We start from the raw sequence: 19,525 nt of genomic DNA on the forward strand, positions 1-19,525 counted from the left end.
GAGTTCACGATGAAAAAGGATAAACAGATCATGACGATCGGCGAAGGGCAGGCGATCGTCAAAGAAGCGCAGCGGCTGTTGAGCGCGCCTTCGCGCCGCCGCTTTTTGCGCAATGGCCTGACGCTGGGCGGCATCGCCATGCTCACCGGCTGCGATCTCAGCGACAACGCCAACGTCGAGCAGGCGCTAAGCCGCATTTCGCGCCTCAACGATCGGGTGCAGGGCTGGCTGTTCAACGGCGATCGCCTGGCGCCGGTCTACCCGGAATCGATGATCACCCGGCCGTTCCCGTTCAACGCCTTTTACGCCGAGGAGGACGCGCCGGACATCAACGGCGACGACTACCGGCTGGAAGTGGCGGGGTTGGTGCAGGACAAGCGCGCCTGGAGCCTGCCGCAGCTGCATCGGATGGCGCAGGTCAGCCAGGTGACGCGCCATATTTGCGTTGAGGGTTGGAGCGCCATCGGCAAGTGGGGCGGTGTGCCGTTCGCCACCTTTCTCAAGGCGATCGGCGCGGATCTGAGCGCCCGCTACGTCAGCTTCAAATGCGCCGATGACTACTACACCAGCATCGACATGGCCACCGCGCTGCATCCGCAGACGATTATCGCGCTGACCTACGACGGCCAGATCTTGCCGCGCAAGTACGGCTATCCGATGAAGCTGCGCATGCCGACCAAGCTGGGCTACAAGAATCCGAAGCACATTCAGGTGATCGAGGTCACCAACCGCTTCCCGGGCGGTTACTGGGAAGATCAGGGTTACAACTGGTTTGGCGGCAGCTGAGGCGGCCGCCGGCCATTCTCCGGCACTCCGGTGCCTTTGACATGACGGAAGGAAATACCATGAAAAAGTTATTCGCAATCATGATGTGTAGCGCGCTGATGCTGGGTGTGGCCGGCGCCAATGCCGCGGACGGCATGAGCAAAGACGCGATGAAAAAGGACGGCATGAGCCAGATGTCGCACGACGGCATGGCGAAAGATGGGATGAAGAAAGAGTGCATGGGCAAGGCGTGCATGAAGAAAGACAAGATGGGGAAAGACGCCATGAAAAAGGATGGTATGGCGAAAGACGGTATGGCCAAAGACGGCATGAAGAAAGACGAGATGAAAAAGGACGCGATGGGGCACTAAGCCGCCGCACCCCGCGGTCGCAAGCGGCAAACCGCGGCGGCCGCGGGCAACATAAGGAGAGAGGATGATGCTGGCGACATGGCTGCGGCGCTTTCGGCGCTCGAACGGGGACGTTATCTTTATGCGTGCGGCGTTGGTGGTGATCTTCGCCGCCTTCGGCTACGCCAAATGGTTTGATTACGAAGCGCAGGGGTTAGTGCCTCTGATCGGCAACAGCCCGCTGCTGAGCTGGATGCATCAGGCGTTCGGCATTCGCGGCGCCAGTTATGCATTGGGCGTCGCCGAATGGAGCTTCGGTTTACTGTTGCTGGCGGGGTTCTGGTCGCGGCGGCTGGGTTTGCTGGGGGCGATCGGATCGACGGTGACCTACCTGACCACGCTGACGCTGATCTTTTCCACGCCGGGTGCCTGGGAGCCCTCCGCCGGCGGTTTTCCCGCCATGGCCGGGGCCACCAGTTTTTTAATTAAGGATCTGGTGTTGCTGGCCGGTTCCCTGGTGCTGCTGAAGGCCGATTTACCGGCCGAGCAGGCATAAAAAAGGGCGTAGCCTGGCTACGCCCTGTGGTTATTTCTCGGCCATCACATATCCGGGAAGGTCAGGGTGCCCCCCGGCGCCTCGCGATGAATGTGCAGGAAGTTCAGGTGCTTCTCGTACTGGTCGAGAATGTCACCAATCACCTGTTCCTTGCTGTAGTCCATCAGGTCGTTGCCCTGGGTGCCTTCCATCAGGAAGGTTTCCAGCCGGTAGTAGTGCGATTTACCGGAGCGGGCGCGGTAGGTGAAGCCCGGCACCGAGTAGCGCATCGGCCAGATCTGATAGATGAAGTTCTGTTCCTCGCCCAGGTGCACCAGCAGTTCCAGGTGGTTCAGGCGCTCGTCTTCGGTCGGCGGCACTTCGCTGAACTCCACTTTCGCGCCGCGCAACTCCAGCTCGCGCGCCACGTCCTGCATCGCCGGGCGGCAAACCTTATCCAGCATTTTCTGCGTGTACTGCGTGCCCGGGTAGTTCATCACCCGCGACAGACGCTGTTTCCAATTGAGCACATCGTGGCTGGAGACCGGCACCGGCGCCAGGGTGCTGAGCGCGCTGGCCTTGCGGTAGTCTTCCACCCGCAGCGATTTATACAGCCCGGCCATCACAAAGAAGATCACGAAGCTGAACGGCAGGCCCATGATCACCGTGGTTTTCTGCAGCGCCGGTACGCCGTCGGTCATCAGCATGCCGATGGTCAGCAGGCCGATGGCCACCGACCAGAAAATCCGCAGCCAGTTCGGTGCATCATTATTGATATCGGCCAGGCGCGAGGTGAAGTTACCCAGCACCAGCGAGCCAGAGTCCGCCGAGGTGACGTAGAACAGCAGGCCGGTGATGGTGGCCACCGAGGCGCTGAAGGTGAAGCCGGGGTATTGCGCCAGCAGGCTGTAGAAGCCGCGTTCCGGGAACTGCATCACTTCCTGAGCAAACTCGGCGTTGCCGTGGATGATCTGGTACAGCGCGCTGTTGCCGAAGATAGACAGCCACAGCAGGGTAAACACGAACGGTATGATCAGCGTGCCGACCACGAACTGGCGAATGGTGCGCCCACGCGAGATGCGTGCCAGGAACAGGCCGACGAACGGTGACCACGCCACCCACCAGGCCCAGAAGAACAGCGTCCAGTTGTTCATCCACTCCACCGGCCGATCGAAGGCGAAGCTGTTGAGCGTCATGCCCATAAAACGGTTGACGTAATCGCCGACGTTGAGCACCAGCGCGTTGAGCAGGAACTCGGTGTCGCCAAAGAACAGCACGAACAAGATCAGGCCAAGCGCCAGCAGCACATTCAGCTCGGACAGGATGCGGATGCCCTTGTTGACGCCCGAGGTGACCGAGATGGTGGCCATGATCACCGACAGCAGGATCAGCGAGCCCTGCACCGTCAGGTTTTCCGGGATCTCGAACAGCACCTTGAGGCCGTAGTTGAGCTGCACCACGCCGATGCCCAGCGTGGTGGCGATGCCGAAGATGGTGCCGAGCACCGCGGCGATGTCCACGCTGTGGCCGATCGGGCCGTTGATGCGCTTACCGAAGATCGGGTACAGCGCCGAGCGGATGGTCAGCGGCAGATTGTAGCGATAGCTGAAGTAGCCGAGGGCGATGCCCATCAGCGCATACATCGACCAGCCGGTCAGGCCGTAGTGGAACAGCGTCCAGACCATCGCCTGGCGCGCGGCCTCCAGCGTTTGCGCGTCGCCTTCCGGCGGCATCATGTACTGGGTCACCGGCTCGGCGACCGAGAAGAACATCAGGTCGATGCCGATGCCGGCGGCGAACAGCATCGCCGCCCAACTCATCAGGCTGAACTCCGGTTTGGACTGTTCCGGCCCGAGCTTGATGGAACCGAAGCGCGAGGCGGCGATAAACACCACGAACACGATGTACAGCGTCGCCGCCAGCAGGTAGTACCAACCGAAGGTGGTCGACACCCAATTCAGCGTGCGGGTGATCCACTGCCCTGAGAAGTCGGTGAAAAAGATGGTCATCAGCGAGAAGGCCAGGATCAGCCCCGCCGAGGTGAAGAAAACCACAGGGTTGAGGCGGTCCTGCTGCGGTTTGGAGGAGGTTTCGCGTGTTGTCATCGTCATCCTCTGAACTGAGTAAAATCGTGCCGCTCCGCATTTCGGGGCGCGTTGGCGCCGCCGGAAAACGGGCGAATGAAGGCGGCGACCATCCCCATGGGAATGGCCTGAAAAACGCCGCTTTCGCCTGTTGCTGAAGCACCGGAGCGCTTCGTGGCGGGAACCGCTTACAGCCACTGATTTTGGTCAGATTCGTTAATTACCTCACAAAAATCAGCCAGTTCCACAACCAGATAGTACAAATTTTTAACCAGGCGGCAATAAAATATATGCAATTTTTATTGAACGTTCAATCAAAAAAAAGTTTAATAGTCCTCATGATGACCTGAATCACGGGCGAAACGGCAGTGAAATTTGCCCGCTGAGATAAGGCCGAAGTCGGTTTTGTGAGAGTCGAAATATGCCAAAGGTAGGAATGCAGCCAATCAGAAGGCAGCAGTTGATTGATGCCACGCTCGCCGCGGTAAACGAAGTGGGAATGCATGACGCCACCATCGCGCAGATCGCGCGGCGGGCCGGCGTTTCCAACGGCATCATCAGCCATTATTTCAAGGACAAGAACGGCCTGCTGGAAGCCACGATGCGCTATCTGATCAGCCATCTGGGCGAGGCGGTGAAGCTGCGGTTGCAGGCGCTGACCGATAACAGCCCGGCGGCGCGGCTGCAGGCGATCGTCGCCGGCAACTTCGACGACAGCCAGATCAACAGCGCGGCGATGAAGACCTGGCTGGCCTTTTGGGCCAGCAGCCTGCACCAGCCGCAGCTCAACCGGCTGCAACAGGTGAACGGCCGCCGGCTTTATTCCAACCTGTGCGCCGAGTTTCGCCGCGTTATGCCGCAGCCGCAGGCGCGGTTGGCGGCCAAGGGGCTGGCGGCACTGATCGATGGGCTGTGGCTGCGCAGCGCGCTGCGCGGCTCGGCGTTCAATCAGTCGCAGGCGTTGACGCTCACGACCGAATACATCACGTTCCAACTCCGGGGGCAAACGCCGCCCGGAGGCTAACTCAAGGAGATCCTATGTCCCGTTTTGGCTTGCAGAAGCTCTATATTCATGGCGCCTATGTAGACAGCACCGCTGGAAAAACCTTCAACGCCATTAACCCGGCGAACGGCGAAGTTCTGGCTGAAGTCCAGTCCGCCGGCGCTGAAGACGTCGATCGTGCGGTGGCCAGCGCGGCCAGCGGGCAGAAGGTGTGGGCGGCGATGACGGCGATGGCGCGTTCGCGCATCCTGCGTCGCGCGGTGGATATTCTGCGCGAGCGTAACGATGAACTGGCGGCGCTGGAAACGCTGGATACCGGCAAAGCGATGTCGGAAACCACCGCGGTGGATATCGTCACTGGCGCTGACGTGCTGGAGTACTACGCCGGCCTGATCCCGGCCATTGAAGGCGAGCAGATCCCGCTGCGCGACACTTCGTTCGTTTACACCCGCCGCGAACCGCTGGGCGTGGTGGCCGGCATCGGCGCCTGGAACTACCCGATTCAAATCGCGCTGTGGAAGTCCGCGCCGGCGCTGGCGGCGGGTAACGCGATGATCTTCAAGCCGAGTGAAGTTACGTCGTTGACGGCGTTGAAGCTGGCGGAAATCTACACCGAAGCCGGCCTGCCGGACGGCGTGTTCAACGTGGTGACCGGCAGCGGTGCGGAGGTGGGGCAGTACCTGACCGATCATCCGGGCATTGCCAAAGTCTCTTTCACCGGCGGGGTGAAAACCGGCAAGAAGGTGATGGCCAACGCGTCGGGTTCGACGCTGAAGGAAGTCACCATGGAGCTGGGCGGCAAGTCGCCGCTGATTATCTTCGACGACGCCGATCTGGATCGCGCCGCCGATATCGCCATGATGGCCAACTTCTACAGCTCCGGCCAGGTGTGCACCAACGGCACCCGCGTCTTTGTGCCGGCGGCGCTGCAGGCGCAGTTTGAGGCGAAGATCCTCGAACGCGTGAAGCGCATTCGCCTCGGCGATCCGACCGATTCGCAGACCAACTTCGGGCCGCTGGTCAGCTTCGCGCACATGGAGTCGGTGCTGCGCTTTATCGAAAGCGGCAAGAACAGCGGCGCGCGCCTGCTGTGCGGCGGCGAACGCGTCACCCATGGCGAATTCGGCAAGGGCGCTTATGTGGCGCCGACGGTATTCAGCGACTGCCGCGACGAGATGGAAATCGTGCGCGAGGAGATCTTCGGGCCGGTGATGAGCATTCTCAGCTACCAGAGCGAAGAGGAAGTGGTGCGCCGCGCCAACGACACCACCTTCGGCCTGGCCGCGGGCGTGGTGACCCACGATCTGGCCCGCGCACACCGCGTGATTCATCAGTTGGAAGCCGGCATTTGCTGGATCAACACCTGGGGCGAGTCGGCGGCGGAAATGCCGGTCGGCGGCTATAAGCAGTCCGGCGTCGGCCGCGAAAACGGCCTGACCACGCTGGAGCACTACACCCAGATCAAATCGGTGCAGGTCGAGCTGGGCGAATACGCCTCGGTATTCTGATCTTCCCGTCGCCTTTCGAGCCGCAGCCGCGTTGGCTGCGGCCGACACTCCTCGAGAGCCAAATACACCGCCTGCTTCGGATCAGCGCTTCGCGTTTTCGCATCGTGCAGGCCTATAAAGTAAGGAGATAATGAATGGAATTTGACTACATCATTATCGGTGCCGGTTCCGCCGGCAACGTGTTAGCCACCCGATTGACCGAGGACGCCGACGTCAGCGTGCTGCTGCTGGAAGCCGGCGGCCCGGATTACCGGATGGATTTCCGTACTCAGATGCCGGCCGCGCTGGCGTTTCCGCTGCAGGGCCGCCGCTATAACTGGGCGTATGAAACCGATCCTGAGCCGCACATGAACAACCGCCGGATGGAATGCGGCCGCGGCAAAGGGCTGGGCGGTTCGTCCCTGATCAACGGCATGTGTTATATTCGCGGCAACGCGATGGATTTCGACAACTGGGCCAAGGCGCCGGGTCTGGAAGACTGGACCTATCTGGACTGCCTGCCGTATTTCCGCAAGGCGGAAACGCGCGATATCGGCCCGAACGATTACCACGGCGGCGATGGCCCGGTGAGCGTCACCACGCCGAAGGCCGGTAACAACGAACTGTTCCACGCCATGGTGGAAGCCGGCGTGCAGGCGGGCTATCCGCGCACCGACGATCTGAACGGTTACCAGCAGGAAGGCTTCGGCCCGATGGATCGCACCGTGACCCCGAAAGGGCGCCGCGCTAGCACCGCCCGCGGTTATCTGGATCAGGCGCGTTCGCGGCCGAACCTGAAAATCGTCACCCATGCGCTGACCGACCATATCGTGTTCGACGGCAAGCGTGCGGTGGGCGTCAAGTATTTGCAGGGCGACAGCAATCAGCTGACTCACGCCACAGCGCGCCGCGAAGTGCTGCTGTGCGCCGGCGCCATCGCCTCGCCGCAAATTCTGCAGCGTTCGGGCGTCGGCCCGGCGGCGCTGCTGAAAAGCCTGGACATCAACGTGGTGCACGATCTGCCGGGCGTCGGGGAAAACCTGCAGGACCACCTGGAGATGTACCTGCAATACGCCTGCAAGAAACCGGTGTCGCTGTACCCGGCGCTGCAATGGTTCAACCAGCCGAAGATCGGCGCGGAGTGGCTGTTCAACGGCACCGGCGTCGGCGCCAGCAACCAGTTCGAGGCCGGCGGCTTCATCCGCAGCCGCGCAGAGTTCGCCTGGCCGAACATTCAGTATCACTTCCTGCCGGTGGCGATTAACTATAACGGCAGCAACGCGGTGAAAGAGCACGGCTTCCAGGCGCACGTCGGCTCGATGCGTTCGCCGAGCCGCGGCCGGGTGCAGGTGAAATCGAAAGATCCGCGTCAGCACCCGAGCATTCTGTTCAACTACATGGCGACTGAACAGGATTGGCAGGAGTTCCGCGACGCTATCCGCATCACGCGCGAAATCATGGCGCAGCCGGCCCTGGACGAATACCGCGGCCGCGAGATAAGCCCAGGGCCAGAGGTGCAGACCGACGAGCAGCTGGACGCCTTCGTGCGCGAGCACGCCGAAACCGCCTTCCACCCGTCCTGCTCGTGCAAGATGGGCGAGGACGAGATGGCGGTGGTCGACGGCCAGGGCCGGGTGCACGGCATGGAAGGATTGCGGGTGGTGGATGCGTCGATTATGCCGCTGATCATTACCGGCAACCTGAACGCCACCACCATCATGATCGCCGAAAAGATCGCCGACCGCATTCGACAGCGCGCGCCGTTGCCGCGCAGCACCGCCGACTACTACGTCGCCGGCGATGCGCCGGTGCGCAAGCAGTAACCGACACGCCCTCTCGCCGTTGAGGGGGAGGGCCGCCGTAGCAAGCAACCCCTCTCCATATGCTCTTCCCCAAGGCGAGGGGGCAACTCTCTTTTTATTCCTTATCCCATCATGCCGCCGGCAGCGAGATTGCCTGATCGAAACTGTTGGGCGTCGCCATGCGCCACATGCGGGCGTAGAACTCGCTTTTGATCTCCGGCTGCAGCAGCGCGCCCGGCTCCAGGTAGTAATAGATATCGGCGTATACCTTGATCTCGGTCGGCGTGATGCGGCGCAGCATATGGTGCGAGGTCAGCTGCTCCGGGCGGCTGACGCCGGCCGCCGCCAGCATGTCCGCCAGCGCTTTCACCGTATTTTGATGGAAGTGATAGACGCGCTCCGCCTTGTTCGGCACCACCAACGCCTTCTGACGCAGCGGATCTTGCGTCGCGACGCCGGTCGGGCAGTGGTTGGTGTGGCAGCTTTGCGACTGGATGCAGCCGACGGCGAACATAAAGCCGCGCGCCGAGTTCACCCAGTCGGCGCCGAGCACCAGTACGCTGGCGATATCAAAGGCGCTGATGATCTTGCCGCTGGCGCCAATCTTGATTTGGTCGCGCAGGCCGCAGCCCACCAGCGTGTTATGCACGAACAGCAGCCCTTCGCGCAGCGGCATACCCATATAGTTGGAGAGTTCGAGCGGGGCGGCGCCGGTGCCGCCTTCCTTGCCGTCCACCACGATGAAGTCTGGCAGAATGCGGGTGTGCAGCATCGCCTTGACGATGGCGACGAACTCCCACGGGTGGCCGATGCACAGCTTGAAACCGACCGGTTTGCCGCCTGACAGCTCGCGCAGCTGTTGGATGAACTGCATCATTTCCAGCGGGGTGGTGAAGGCGCTGTGCGAAGCCGGCGAGATGCAATCGACGCCTTCCGGCACGCCGCGGGTGGCGGCGATTTCCGCATCCACCTTCTTCGCCGGCAGAATGCCGCCGTGGCCGGGTTTAGCGCCCTGGCTGAGCTTGATTTCAATCATTTTCACCTGCGGGCTTTGCGCCTGTTCGGCAAAGCGGCGCGGATCGAAATGGCCGTCGGCGGTGCGGCAGCCGAAATAGCCGCTGCCCAGCTCCCACACCAAATCGCCGTTGTTTTCGCGGTGATAGCGGCTGATGCTGCCCTCGCCGGTGTCGTGGTAGAAGTTGCCTTTGGCCGCGCCGAGGTTGAGCGCGCGGATGGCGTTGGCGGAGAGCGCGCCGAAGCTCATCGCCGAAATGTTGAAGATTGACGCGGAGTAGGGCTGGCGGCAGTCGGCGCCGCCGATGGTGACGCGAAAACTGGTCGGGTCGGCGGCTTTCACCGGCCGCATGGAATGGCCGATGCACTCATAGCCGGTTTGGTACACATCCAGCAGGGTGCCGAACGGCTTGTCGCCCATCTCGTTTTTCGCCCGGCGATACACCAGCGTGCGCTGGGTGCGCGAAAACGGGATTTCTTCATTGTCCTGCTCGAGGAAATACTGGCGCAGTTCCGGGCGGATGAACTCGAAGAAGAAGCGCAGGCGGCCGATGATCGGGTAGTTGCGGCAAATGGCGTGGCGTTGCTGCGTGAGATCGTAGATACCCAGCACCATCAGGCAACCGCAGGCCAGGGCCGGCAGCCAGAACCACGGATGATTGTGCATCATGATCAAGAAAACCAGGGTGAGCAAGATGCTCAGCACAAAGCAGGTATAGCGGCTGAATAAGGACGACTTCATAACATCTCCTGATGTTTATTTTAATCCACACGACATGACTCACGGATAATCCGTGTGCAAATCGTAACCAACAGGAGGGGATGTTGTGTGTCTGTTGCTGCTTTGTCGCCAGTTGTTACATTAATTTAACGTGACGGAAGGGGGGCGGGTTGCCGCGCGGCGAACCGCGCAACAAGCCTGGGTATTTATTTGCCGGCGACGAAGATGGTGCTCATGCTGCGCAGCCGCAGTTTTTTCATCGCGCTGTATTTCTGCGAGAAGATGGTTTTCGGGTGCGTGCCGCGCTTTTCCGCAATGTGCAGCAGGCTGTCGCCACGCAGCAGGTTGAAGATCACGTCGCTTTCCGCCGGACTGAGCTCGCGGGTTTTCTGCACCCGGATACCGCCCGGTTCCTTGCTTTCCAGCAGCCGCTGGATTTTTTCCTGCAGCGAATAAAGCGGAATGCGGGTGGAGACCAACTCGACGGAAATCCCCAGGATCGACAACAGTTTCACTACCCGCTCGTCGTCATAAAACACCAGCAGGCGCGTCTTGCTGTTGTACTGCTGATGCAGGGACACCAGGCTTTCGATCACGTTGACGCTCTGTTCCAGGTTTTGCGAGGTGAAAATCAGCGCAATATCGTGCTTGGTGATCTTCTCTGCTTTGGCGCCGCCGTGCATGAAATCGGAAAACAGGCGGATATCGTACGCGCCGTAGTGTTTCTTTAGCAGCACCGACAGGCCAACATAGCTGTACTTACACTCACTAATCACAAGAACGTTGTTTTTAGACATAGGGCAAACACCAATACCGAGTTAAAAGTATTCAGCTGTAAGAAGCGAGTTCAAATCCTTGATGCTGGATTCCTTCCACAGCTTTCCCTGCAGTGCGTAATATGGCATTTCATCCAGCCATTTCTTGTGTTCGGGAGTTTCAACTCCTTCGATAATTACCTTGTAATGATTAAGGTAAAAAAAGCGCAGTAACGCGCGCATCAAGCCCTCGCCGCCGGACTTTTTCATGAAGTCCCAAAGCAGAAAACGGTCGAGCTTAACGAAGCGGAACTGGCTGTTGTACAACGCGGAAAAACCCGCATAGCCAGAACCAAAATCATCGAGCCAAAATGAATAACTATTCAATGACGGATCGCCGTGCACGCGATCTTTCACCAGCCGGGTTGAATTCTCGCTGATCTCAAAATGAATACAGCGCAGGGCATTAATTCTTTCGGCAAAGTGAGTATTCGCCAGCGATTGCAGGGAATAATCGTCAACATTCAAAGTGGCTATCACTTGGTTTTCATGAAACCAGTGTTTGTATTTATCGATCAGATTGATCTGATCCATCAAAATCTCAATCCGGGTTGCGCTGTCGGCGTGACGAAAGAACTGTTCAGGAGAAAAATGGGCGTATTCGCTATTAAACGTAAAGCGAGACAGACATTCAACGGCCAGCAATTGTCCCGATTTCGCGAACATTGGCTGAAAAACATAATTAATGCCGTTATTTTTCTCTCTGAAAGAACCGCTCATTTCCCAATCCTTGGATTGATATTTAACTTGTTGATTTTAAATGCTTAAAAAGAAAGTTACTCCAAGTTTATTGGTAAATTTCTTATTTAAAACGTCAGGATGGCCGAAGCGTGTCGACAGACCATTGAACGCGTAATTCGTGCCAAATTCCAAACGTCGCAATATGTTACTAAATGTAAATATTTGGGATAATATTCTGATTTTCAGGCCTTAATGCAAAATCTTGAACTCTGAAGCTTTCCCAAACACAGATTATTCCTATTCATATGAATCGTCAACATCGATCGATAGGTATCCTCCGATAGTTTATTCCTATCAAGAGGGGCCTTATGAATGTTTTAAACGATTTAACATTAAGAATATGCTTAGTCTATATTTCGTCCGGCAATGGATTCATCGGGCTTCATTCCTGACAAGGAGTAGCATCGCTGAATGTACTTTATAAGCGTATTAATTCATCGAGAGTCTAAATATGAAAATCTCTAAACTGTCTGCTGTATTGGCATTGGCTGTAAGCACTGCTGCTATTTCTTCTTTCTCTGCTCAAGCTGCTGACGGGACTATTACTTTCAACGGTAAAGTGACTGACCAAACTTGTACTATCAGCACCCCAGGCGGTAAAGATTTCACCGTAACTCTGCCAACTGTTTCTGCTTCTACTCTGGCAACTCAGAGCGCAACTGCTGGCCGTACTCCGTTCGCGATCAACCTGACCAAATGCTCTAAAGGCCAGGTAGCTACTTATTTCGAACCGGGCGCTACTGTTGATTTCAATACTGGCCGTCTGAACAACCAGGCGCAGACTGATGCTGCAACTAACGTGCAGATCCAGCTTCTGGGCAGCAACAACCAATTCCTGCCTATCCTGGCTGCTGGTGCTAATGGTGCGCAGAATAACTCCCAGTGGGTTACCGTTGCTAACGAAGGCGACTCTGCTGACCTGAACTACTACGCTGAATATTACGCTACCAACGCTGCCGGCGCTGGTGATGTGACTTCTAGCGTTCAGTACACCATCATTTACCAGTAAGTAATATTTCTTTAAGTAATATTCTTATTCGGGTGGGGGAGTTATGCCCCCACCGTTTTCCCTTACCGTAGCGATAAGATAATGAAGAACTCATTTAAAAAATACAGCATATTGCTGAGCGCCATGCTTTTCAGTAGCAGCGTTTTTTCCAGTGTCATTATTAACGGTACTCGTATTATTTATCCGGGAAAGCAACGGGAAGTTACCGTCCAATTATCAAATAATGGTGCTTCACCGGCACTTATTCAGTCTTGGATTGATGAAGGCGACGCAAAAACCACACCAGAAAACAGCAAAGCGCCATTTATCGTTTCACCGCCAATCAGCCGTGTTGAACCGGCTACCGGCCAAGCGCTGCGCGTTTCATTGACCACGGCGAGTTTGCCGCAAGACAAAGAATCCTTGTTTTGGTTGAACGTACTGGAGATCCCGCCAGCACCAACCGGGGCAAACAATGGCGCACCTGAAAACTTTTTACAGGTGGCATTCCGTACCCGCGTAAAACTGCTGTATCGGCCGACCGGTCTGGCGGGAGAAGCGAATGATGCGCCGGAAAAACTGCAGTGGAGCTTCAGCGCTGGGGGCGTCAGCGTGAAAAACCCAACGCCGTACTATGTGTCATTTACCGAGATTAATGCTGTCGTGAACCAAAAACGTGTGCCGTTGGCCCCGCACGGCGACATGCTGGCACCCGGACAGGAAAAGACATTGTCGTTCTCCGGCGACAGCGCGCGCATTGCTGACATTGCCTACACCACTATTAATGATTTTGGCGGACGCGTGTCCCGTACTAAGAATAAGCAAAAGTAACTCTTGGAACAGAGCCTCAGGCCCAGAGCAATTTATTTCAGAGGGCGAGCTTAATTTGGTAAAGGAATGCTTTATATGAAAGAGTTACCTATCTCTGCAGCTGTTAAAATGGCGCTGTCCAATTATAAATCGATTCTGCTGTTAACCGGTAGCGCGCTCTGTCTGGCGGCCCCTGCGACGTCTTGGGCGGAGGGGGTTGCCGATAGCAAAAAGCCGGCAGCACCGGTTGAAGCGACTTTTAACAGCAGCTTCCTGATTGGGGAAGCGCAGGGCGTGGATCTTTCACGCTTCCGTGATGGTAACCCGATCTTGGCGGGAAAATATTCGCTCGACGTGTATGTGAACGGCGAGTGGAAAGGCAAAAAAAGTATCGACTTTAAAAACGTGCCGGGGAAAAACAGCGCCGATACCTGTTTTAGCTTACTGTCGTTGGATGAGTTCGGTGTGGATACCGCCACAATGAGCGGGGATCCTGCCGTTAATACCGAGACGTGCAAAACGCTGACTCAATGGGTACCGGAAGCCTATTACCGCTTGGACACCAGTACGCTGCGCATGGATATCAGCATCCCTCAGGCGGCGCTGCGCCGCAGCGCTCGCGGTTATGTCGATCCGCGCTTCTGGGATCGCGGTATTACCGCCGGCAGCCTGTCGTATAATTTCAATGCGTTCAATACCCACAGCTCTGCCAACGGCAGCAACTCCGATTCAACTAATGCATATTTAACGTTGAATGCCGGGTTAAACGTGGCGGGTTGGCAGCTGCGTCACGATTCCAACGTGAACTGGCGTTCTAACGACAGCACCCATTGGCAAAACACCGCGACTTACGCGCAGCGGGCAATGCCGTCTATCCGCGGCATGCTGACGTTGGGCGACAGTTACACCAGCGGTGATTTCTTCAACTCCATCGGTTTTCGCGGCGTGCAGATCGCCACGGACGATCGCATGCTGCCTGATTCATTGAACGGGTATGCGCCGGTTGTGCGTGGGGTCGCGCAAAGCAACGCCCTGGTGGAAGTACGTCAGAATAACCAGCTGATCTACCAAACTACCGTCGCTCCGGGCGAGTTCATCATCAACGATCTCTACCCTACGGGTTACGGCGGCGATCTGAATGTCACCATTAACGAGGCCGACGGCAGCAAACGCCAGTTCAGCGTTCCCTATGCTTCGGTAGCGCAGATGCTTCGTCCAGGTATTCAGCGTTATGCCATCACTGCGGGTCGAGTACGCGATGATAATTTAAGCAAGGAACCCGACATGTTCCAGGCGACTTATCAGCGCGGTTTTACCAACATTCTTACGGGATACACAGGCGGGATCGTCAGCGATGGCTATGGTGCAGTGCTGGTGGGCAGCGCGGTCGCGACACCGGTTGGCGCATTTGCGCTGGACGTCACGCAGTCCAATACCCGCTTGAAGCAGGGCGACCAATCAGGCCAGAGCTATAAGCTCAGCTATAGCAAGTTGATGACCGAAACCAACACCAACTTCACGATCGCTGCTTATCGCTATTCGACTTCCGGCTACCTCTCTTTGCAGGATGCCGTCTACTCCCGTGACAATGAGCGCAAGGGTTTAAGCGCAGATGCGGTTAACCGCCAGCGTAGCGAATACCAGCTGACGCTGAACCAAGGGCTGGGCGACAATTACGGTTCCTTGTACATCACCGGTTCGGTACGCGACTACTGGAACCGTGGCGGGAGCACCAAGCAGTACCAGGTGGGCTATAACAACTATTATGGTCGCGTGACCTATGGCCTTTCCGCCATGCGCACCTCGGATATGTATAACCGAGATGAGACTCGTTATTACCTGACACTGTCGATTCCATTCAGCGTCGGTTCGCAAACCCTGAGCCTGAACAGTTCACTGGGCTACACCGACAACGGTTACGACAGCAGCCGTGTGGGCATGAATGGTTCAACCGGCGAAGACAACAACATCAGCTATAGCGCTACGTTAGCCAACGATCGTTCAGGCGGCACCAACAGCAGCGTGAGCGGTGAATACCGTAGCCGTTTCGCCACGATGAACGGGTCCTACAGCTATGGTAAAGATTACCGTCAGTCGTCGATCGGTGCATCGGGCAGCGTGGTTGCCCATAGCGGCGGCGTCACGCTGACACCGCAACGCGGACAGACCATGGTGCTGGTGGAAGCGCCAGACGCCGCTGGCGCGATTGTGACCAACTCGCCAGGCGTTCGTATCGATGACAACGGTTATGCTGTGGTTCCTTATGTTGCACCATATCGCATGACGAGCGTAACGCTCGATCCGAGCGGCATGTCACGCGATGTTGAATTGGAAAGCAGCAGCCAACAGGTTGCGCCATATGCCGGCGCGGTTGCCCGGTTGGAATTCAAAACAACGAAAGGCCAGGCATTGATCATTCATGCGCTCGGCCCTGATGGCAACGCGCTGCCGTTTGGCGCTGAAGTGCTGGATACCCGTAATCAGGTGGTCGGCATTGTTGGGCAGGGCAGTCGCATCTACTTGCGTACCGAAGCTAAGAAAGGTTTGTTGCAGATTAAGTGGGGCACACAGCCAACGCAGCAGTGCTCTGTCAGCTATAGCGCCAAGGCGCAAAGCAATAATCCTGACTACGAAATTATTGAAGCGAGTTGCAAATGATAAAGTTTACGCGTGTTCCACCGCTGAATAAAGCGCCAGCGAAATGCCTGATGCTGCTCGGACTGCTGATGGCGGGCGGCCAGAGCGCTTACGCCGCCTGTTACGTTAATAATGGTTACAAGGCGCAGGTGATCAACATGAAGCTTGGGCGCGTGCTGGTTACGCCAAGCAGCCAGGTTGGAGACACCTTGGTCACCGGTCAGTTCGCGATTAACCCGGTCTCCGGTTATGGTCGTTGTTATAACGGCGGTAGCGCGATTGGGCAGATCCTCCAGGGCAGCCGGACGAGCTTCAGCAATGTATGGAGCACCAATATTCCAGGTATCGGGATTCGTTTATACCGTGAAGCGGGGACAATAAGTACTTATTATCCCCACACGTTGGCATTACGGGGTAATACAACCGTCAACCTGAATGGCGGTTACTTTAAGATCGACATTGTGAAAACCGCCGCGCAAACCGGCACCGGCCAACTGGTCCCAGGCAAGTACACGACTTACTATATGGATGGTTCCGGTCAGGGATTGCCGATGCTGGAATCGATCGTCGATGCCAACAGCCTGACGATCGTGACGTCGACTTGCAACGTGGACAGCGGTTCCAAGAACAAGGTGGTTAATCTGGATACTGTCACTGCAGCCTCGTTTGGCGGCGTAGGTTCAACGCAGGGTGAAAAAGCATTTGATATCAATATCAATTGCGTTGGCGGCGTTGGTGAGGATCTGTTGCCAGGCAGTGCGGGACAAGGGATCGTCAATGTGCGTTTTGACTATACGCAGGATGCTTCCAATGCACCTGGGGTGATCAAATCCGAGCCTGGCGCCAACACAGCATCCGGTGTTGCCGTCCAGCTGTTGACCGGCAATACGACCCAGCCGATCAAAAATGGCGATGCGGTCAATGCCGGACGTACCATTCCCAACCAGGCCAATACCTTAACGCTGCCGCTGAAGGCACGCTACTATCGCACCGGTTCGACGATTAAAGGCGGCAATATCAAGTCGACCGCCACCTTTACCATCGAGTACAACTAAGTCGCGTTCCGACGAAAAAGCCAATGGGTTTTATCCATTGGCTTTTTTGCGTTATCGATTAACGCAGCCCCATCCAGCTGGTGCAAACGCCTTCCGGCGGTTTGCCGGCGTACCAGCGTGGCAGCGTGGGGGCATCATGGTGCGATTCAGCCTGCGCCTCTATCGGCTGTGCCGGCCACTCCGCAACATCCCAGCGGGTGGTACGGCGATACACCGCCGGGGTTTTACCGAACTGTTTCTTGAAGGCGCGTGAGAACGAAGGCTGAGAATCGAAATGGTATTGCAGGGCGATATCCAGGATCGGACGCGGGGTGGAGCGCAGCGCCTGCGCCGCCTGCGACAGGCGCCGCTCGCGGATATAGCTGCCGAGCGCGTGGCCGGTGGTGCTGCGGAACATGCGCTGCAGGTGCCATTTGGAGTAGCCCGACTTGGCGGCGACGTTATCCAGCAGCAGCGGTTGGTCCAGATGAGTTTCAATCCAGTCTAGTAAATCGTGAATGATATTGACGCGATCCATGGTTTTAGTTCTCCCGCAAAAACGACATTCAGGTCACAGTGACTTAGCTTAATTATCCAAGAATATACTTTGATAATAGGCGTGAGTGCGCCGTTACGCAAGGGTAAACCGGGGGTAAAAAGGTGGCCAAAAATGCTCTTTGAACGGCAGGGGGATAAAAGAAAGGCCGCATAAAGCGGCCTTATCAGTAGGAAGCGATGGAAAATCAGTTAGTTTCCGGTTTCACTTCAATGTAGTTCAGACCCAGCACGCTGCTGGTGTAACCGCGGATCTTGTTGGTCATCTCGATATCGCCGTTCAGCTTGTGGCCGTAAGACGGGATGATCTCTTTCAGCTTGCTCTGCCATTCCGGCGTCGCCACTTTGTCTTTGAACACGGTTTCCATCAGATGCAGCATGATCGGCGCAGCGGTAGAAGCGCCCGGCGAAGCACCCAGCAGAGCGGCGATGCTGCCGTCTTCAGAGCTGACGACTTCGGTGCCGAACTGCAGCACGCCGCCTTTATCCGCGTCTTTCTTGATGATCTGTACGCGCTGGCCTGCGGTCCACAGCTTCCAGTCTGCCTGCTTGGCGTCCGGGAAGTACTCTTTCAACGCGGCGAAGCGATCGTCGTCGTTCATCATCAGCTGGCCGACCAGGTATTTCACCAGATCGAAGTTATCCAGACCGACGTGGGTCATCGGCATCAGGTTCGAGGTGCTCAGCGAGTGCATCAGATCGAACAGCGAACCGTTCTTCAGGAACTTGCTGGAGAAGGTGGCGAACGGCCCGAACAGCAGCACGCGCTTGCCGTCCAGCATGCGGGTATCCAGGTGCGGCACGGACATCGGCGGCGAACCTACGCTGGCCAGGCCATACACTTTGGCCAGGTGCTGGTTGGCGATCGCCGGGTTGGTAGTGACCAGGAACTGGCCGCCGACCGGGAAGCCGCCGTAGCCGTCGGCTTCTGGGATGCCGGATTTCTGCAGCAGGGTCAGGGACGCGCCGCCTGCGCCGATGAACACGAACTTGGCGTTAACGGTGGTTTCTTTACCGTCGCGGTTCAGATCGGCAACGGTCACGCTCCAGGTTTGGTCGGCGTTGCGCTTAATGTCGCGCACTTCGTGGCTCAGGTTCAGCTTGAACTTGTCGCTGGCGCTCAGCGCGTCAACCAACTGGTGGGTGATCACGCCGAAGTTGACGTCGGTACCCAGCGGCATGCGGGTCGCGGCGATTTTCTGCGCCGGATCGCGGCCGTTCATCACCAGCGGCGCCCACTGCTTGATTTGCGCAGGGTCTTCGGAATATTCCATGCCGCGGAACAGGGTGCTGTGCTGCAGCGCCGCGTAGCGTTTACGCAGGAAATTGACGTTGTCGTCACCCCACACGAAGCTCATGTGCGGCACGCTGTTAATGAAGGATTTCGGATCTTTCAGGACAGCGTTTTTCACCTGATAAGACCAGAATTGGCGAGAGATTTCGAAAGACTCGTTGACCTTCACCGCCTTGCTGATGTCGATGGTGCCATCGGCTTTTTCCGGCGTGTAGTTCATTTCGCTAAAGGCGGAGTGGCCGGTACCGGCGTTGTTCCAGCCGTTGGAGCTCTCTTCCGCCACGCCGTTCATGCGCTCGTACATGTCGATGGTCCAGGTCGGCTCCAGCTCATGCAGATAGGTACCCAAGGTGGCGCTCATGATGCCGCCGCCGATCAACACCACGTCGACGGTTTTATTCTTCTCTTCAGCCGCCGCCTGCTGCGTAACGCTAAACAGGCTGAGACTGAAAATCAGGACGAGTAATTTTCTCATTGAATTAAATCTCTTGTGTGTAAATTCTACTCATTGCAGGTGAAAGAATTTAGCGGGAGTTACCCTGGAAAATAATGAAGCCGACCGCCCGGCGTGAGCCGATAGGCAGCGATAATGCCTTTTTGTTAATAGGGTATTTAACGAAAAGTGAACTATTGCAGGCCGTCCGGATGCAAATTGATCGGTTCACGTTACTGGCGGGGTATTATTGTTTGCGAGAATGTTAAAAACTACTTTTGTAACTAAAAAAAATGAATATAAGCAAAAATAGGGCGGTTGCTGTCGCAGGAATAAACAGAGAGGGAAGAAAGGCCGTATAACCGCGTTATTTTCAGGGGTTAATTGTCGCGCAATTAAACATTATTTCATTATCACACAATAATTGCGGTTAAATTGCAAATACCTATCGGTAACC

General features: G+C 56.8%; 16 protein-coding genes. 10 read left to right on the forward strand and 6 right to left on the reverse strand.

Annotated features, from left to right (window positions below):
* The first annotated feature begins 9 nt into the window (after window positions 1–9).
* The 3 genes from ACSJLU_RS07410 to ACSJLU_RS07420 all read left to right on the forward strand — a co-directional run bounded on the left by ACSJLU_RS07410 (window position 10) and on the right by ACSJLU_RS07420 (window position 1,671).
* A complete protein-coding gene (locus tag ACSJLU_RS07410; protein WP_049208887.1) occupies window positions 10–786 on the forward strand; it encodes a molybdopterin-dependent oxidoreductase in 777 nt (258 codons plus the stop codon).
* A 59-nt stretch (window positions 787–845) separates the two neighbouring features.
* Window positions 846–1,136, forward strand: a complete 291-nt coding sequence (locus ACSJLU_RS07415) for a pentapeptide MXKDX repeat protein (protein ID WP_141997592.1) — start codon at window positions 846–848, stop codon at window positions 1,134–1,136.
* Window positions 1,137–1,200: 64 nt separating this feature from the next.
* The gene (locus ACSJLU_RS07420) at window positions 1,201–1,671 is read left to right on the forward strand and encodes a YkgB family protein (RefSeq protein WP_004939115.1); all 471 of its coding nucleotides are present in this window, start codon (window positions 1,201–1,203) and stop codon (window positions 1,669–1,671) included.
* Window positions 1,672–1,715: 44 nt separating this feature from the next.
* Here the strand turns inward: ACSJLU_RS07420 and ACSJLU_RS07425 are convergent, their stop codons facing one another.
* On the reverse strand, window positions 1,716–3,755 hold the full coding sequence (locus ACSJLU_RS07425) for a choline transporter (protein ID WP_004939112.1): 2,040 nt from the start codon (window positions 3,753–3,755) through the stop codon (window positions 1,716–1,718).
* A gap of 400 nt (window positions 3,756–4,155) precedes the next feature.
* Here ACSJLU_RS07425 and betI point away from each other — a divergent pair, with 400 nt between their 5' ends.
* From betI to betA, 3 genes are all read left to right on the forward strand, one after another.
* Window positions 4,156–4,758, forward strand: a complete 603-nt coding sequence (gene betI, locus ACSJLU_RS07430) for a transcriptional regulator BetI (RefSeq protein ID WP_025302109.1) — start codon at window positions 4,156–4,158, stop codon at window positions 4,756–4,758.
* A gap of 14 nt (window positions 4,759–4,772) precedes the next feature.
* The gene (gene betB / locus ACSJLU_RS07435) at window positions 4,773–6,245 is read left to right on the forward strand and encodes a betaine-aldehyde dehydrogenase (protein WP_439041071.1); all 1,473 of its coding nucleotides are present in this window, start codon (window positions 4,773–4,775) and stop codon (window positions 6,243–6,245) included.
* A 134-nt stretch (window positions 6,246–6,379) separates the two neighbouring features.
* A complete protein-coding gene (gene betA / locus ACSJLU_RS07440) occupies window positions 6,380–8,047 on the forward strand; it encodes a choline dehydrogenase (protein WP_043137153.1) in 1,668 nt (555 codons plus the stop codon).
* Between the two features lie 109 nt (window positions 8,048–8,156).
* On the opposite strand, the gene ACSJLU_RS07445 is transcribed toward betA, so the two are convergent.
* From ACSJLU_RS07445 to ACSJLU_RS07455, 3 genes are all read right to left on the reverse strand, one after another.
* Complete coding sequence (locus tag ACSJLU_RS07445; RefSeq protein ID WP_311271890.1) at window positions 8,157–9,782, reverse strand: FMN-binding glutamate synthase family protein; 1,626 nt, start codon at window positions 9,780–9,782, stop codon at window positions 8,157–8,159.
* A 185-nt stretch (window positions 9,783–9,967) separates the two neighbouring features.
* Window positions 9,968–10,558 (reverse strand): LuxR family transcriptional regulator, encoded by a 591-nt coding sequence (locus ACSJLU_RS07450; protein ID WP_004939094.1) that lies wholly within the window; start codon window positions 10,556–10,558, stop codon window positions 9,968–9,970.
* Window positions 10,559–10,579: 21 nt separating this feature from the next.
* Window positions 10,580–11,296 (reverse strand): EAL domain-containing protein, encoded by a 717-nt coding sequence (locus ACSJLU_RS07455; protein WP_016928483.1) that lies wholly within the window; start codon window positions 11,294–11,296, stop codon window positions 10,580–10,582.
* Window positions 11,297–11,768: 472 nt separating this feature from the next.
* On the opposite strand from ACSJLU_RS07455, the gene ACSJLU_RS07460 reads away from it, so the two are divergent.
* The 4 genes from ACSJLU_RS07460 to ACSJLU_RS07475 all read left to right on the forward strand — a co-directional run bounded on the left by ACSJLU_RS07460 (window position 11,769) and on the right by ACSJLU_RS07475 (window position 16,807).
* Window positions 11,769–12,326 (forward strand): fimbrial protein, encoded by a 558-nt coding sequence (locus ACSJLU_RS07460; RefSeq protein ID WP_041034152.1) that lies wholly within the window; start codon window positions 11,769–11,771, stop codon window positions 12,324–12,326.
* A gap of 81 nt (window positions 12,327–12,407) precedes the next feature.
* Complete coding sequence (locus ACSJLU_RS07465; protein WP_025302114.1) at window positions 12,408–13,136, forward strand: fimbrial biogenesis chaperone; 729 nt, start codon at window positions 12,408–12,410, stop codon at window positions 13,134–13,136.
* 75 nt (window positions 13,137–13,211) lie between these two features.
* Window positions 13,212–15,773 (forward strand): fimbria/pilus outer membrane usher protein, encoded by a 2,562-nt coding sequence (locus tag ACSJLU_RS07470; protein ID WP_025302115.1) that lies wholly within the window; start codon window positions 13,212–13,214, stop codon window positions 15,771–15,773.
* A complete protein-coding gene (locus ACSJLU_RS07475; protein ID WP_025302116.1) occupies window positions 15,770–16,807 on the forward strand; it encodes a fimbrial protein in 1,038 nt (345 codons plus the stop codon). The genes ACSJLU_RS07470 and ACSJLU_RS07475 overlap by 4 nt, the downstream gene beginning before the upstream one ends.
* Window positions 16,808–16,865: 58 nt before the next feature.
* On the opposite strand, the gene ACSJLU_RS07480 is transcribed toward ACSJLU_RS07475, so the two are convergent.
* Both ACSJLU_RS07480 and mqo read right to left on the reverse strand, forming a co-directional pair.
* Complete coding sequence (locus ACSJLU_RS07480) at window positions 16,866–17,324, reverse strand: helix-turn-helix domain-containing protein (RefSeq protein ID WP_025302117.1); 459 nt, start codon at window positions 17,322–17,324, stop codon at window positions 16,866–16,868.
* A gap of 205 nt (window positions 17,325–17,529) precedes the next feature.
* Window positions 17,530–19,110, reverse strand: a complete 1,581-nt coding sequence (mqo, locus tag ACSJLU_RS07485; RefSeq protein WP_025302118.1) for a malate dehydrogenase (quinone) — start codon at window positions 19,108–19,110, stop codon at window positions 17,530–17,532.
* Between the last annotated feature and the right edge of the window lie 415 nt (window positions 19,111–19,525).

The sequence above is a fragment of the Serratia bockelmannii genome, from assembly GCF_051803255.1.
Taxonomy (GTDB): Bacteria; Pseudomonadota; Gammaproteobacteria; order Enterobacterales; family Enterobacteriaceae; genus Serratia; species Serratia bockelmannii.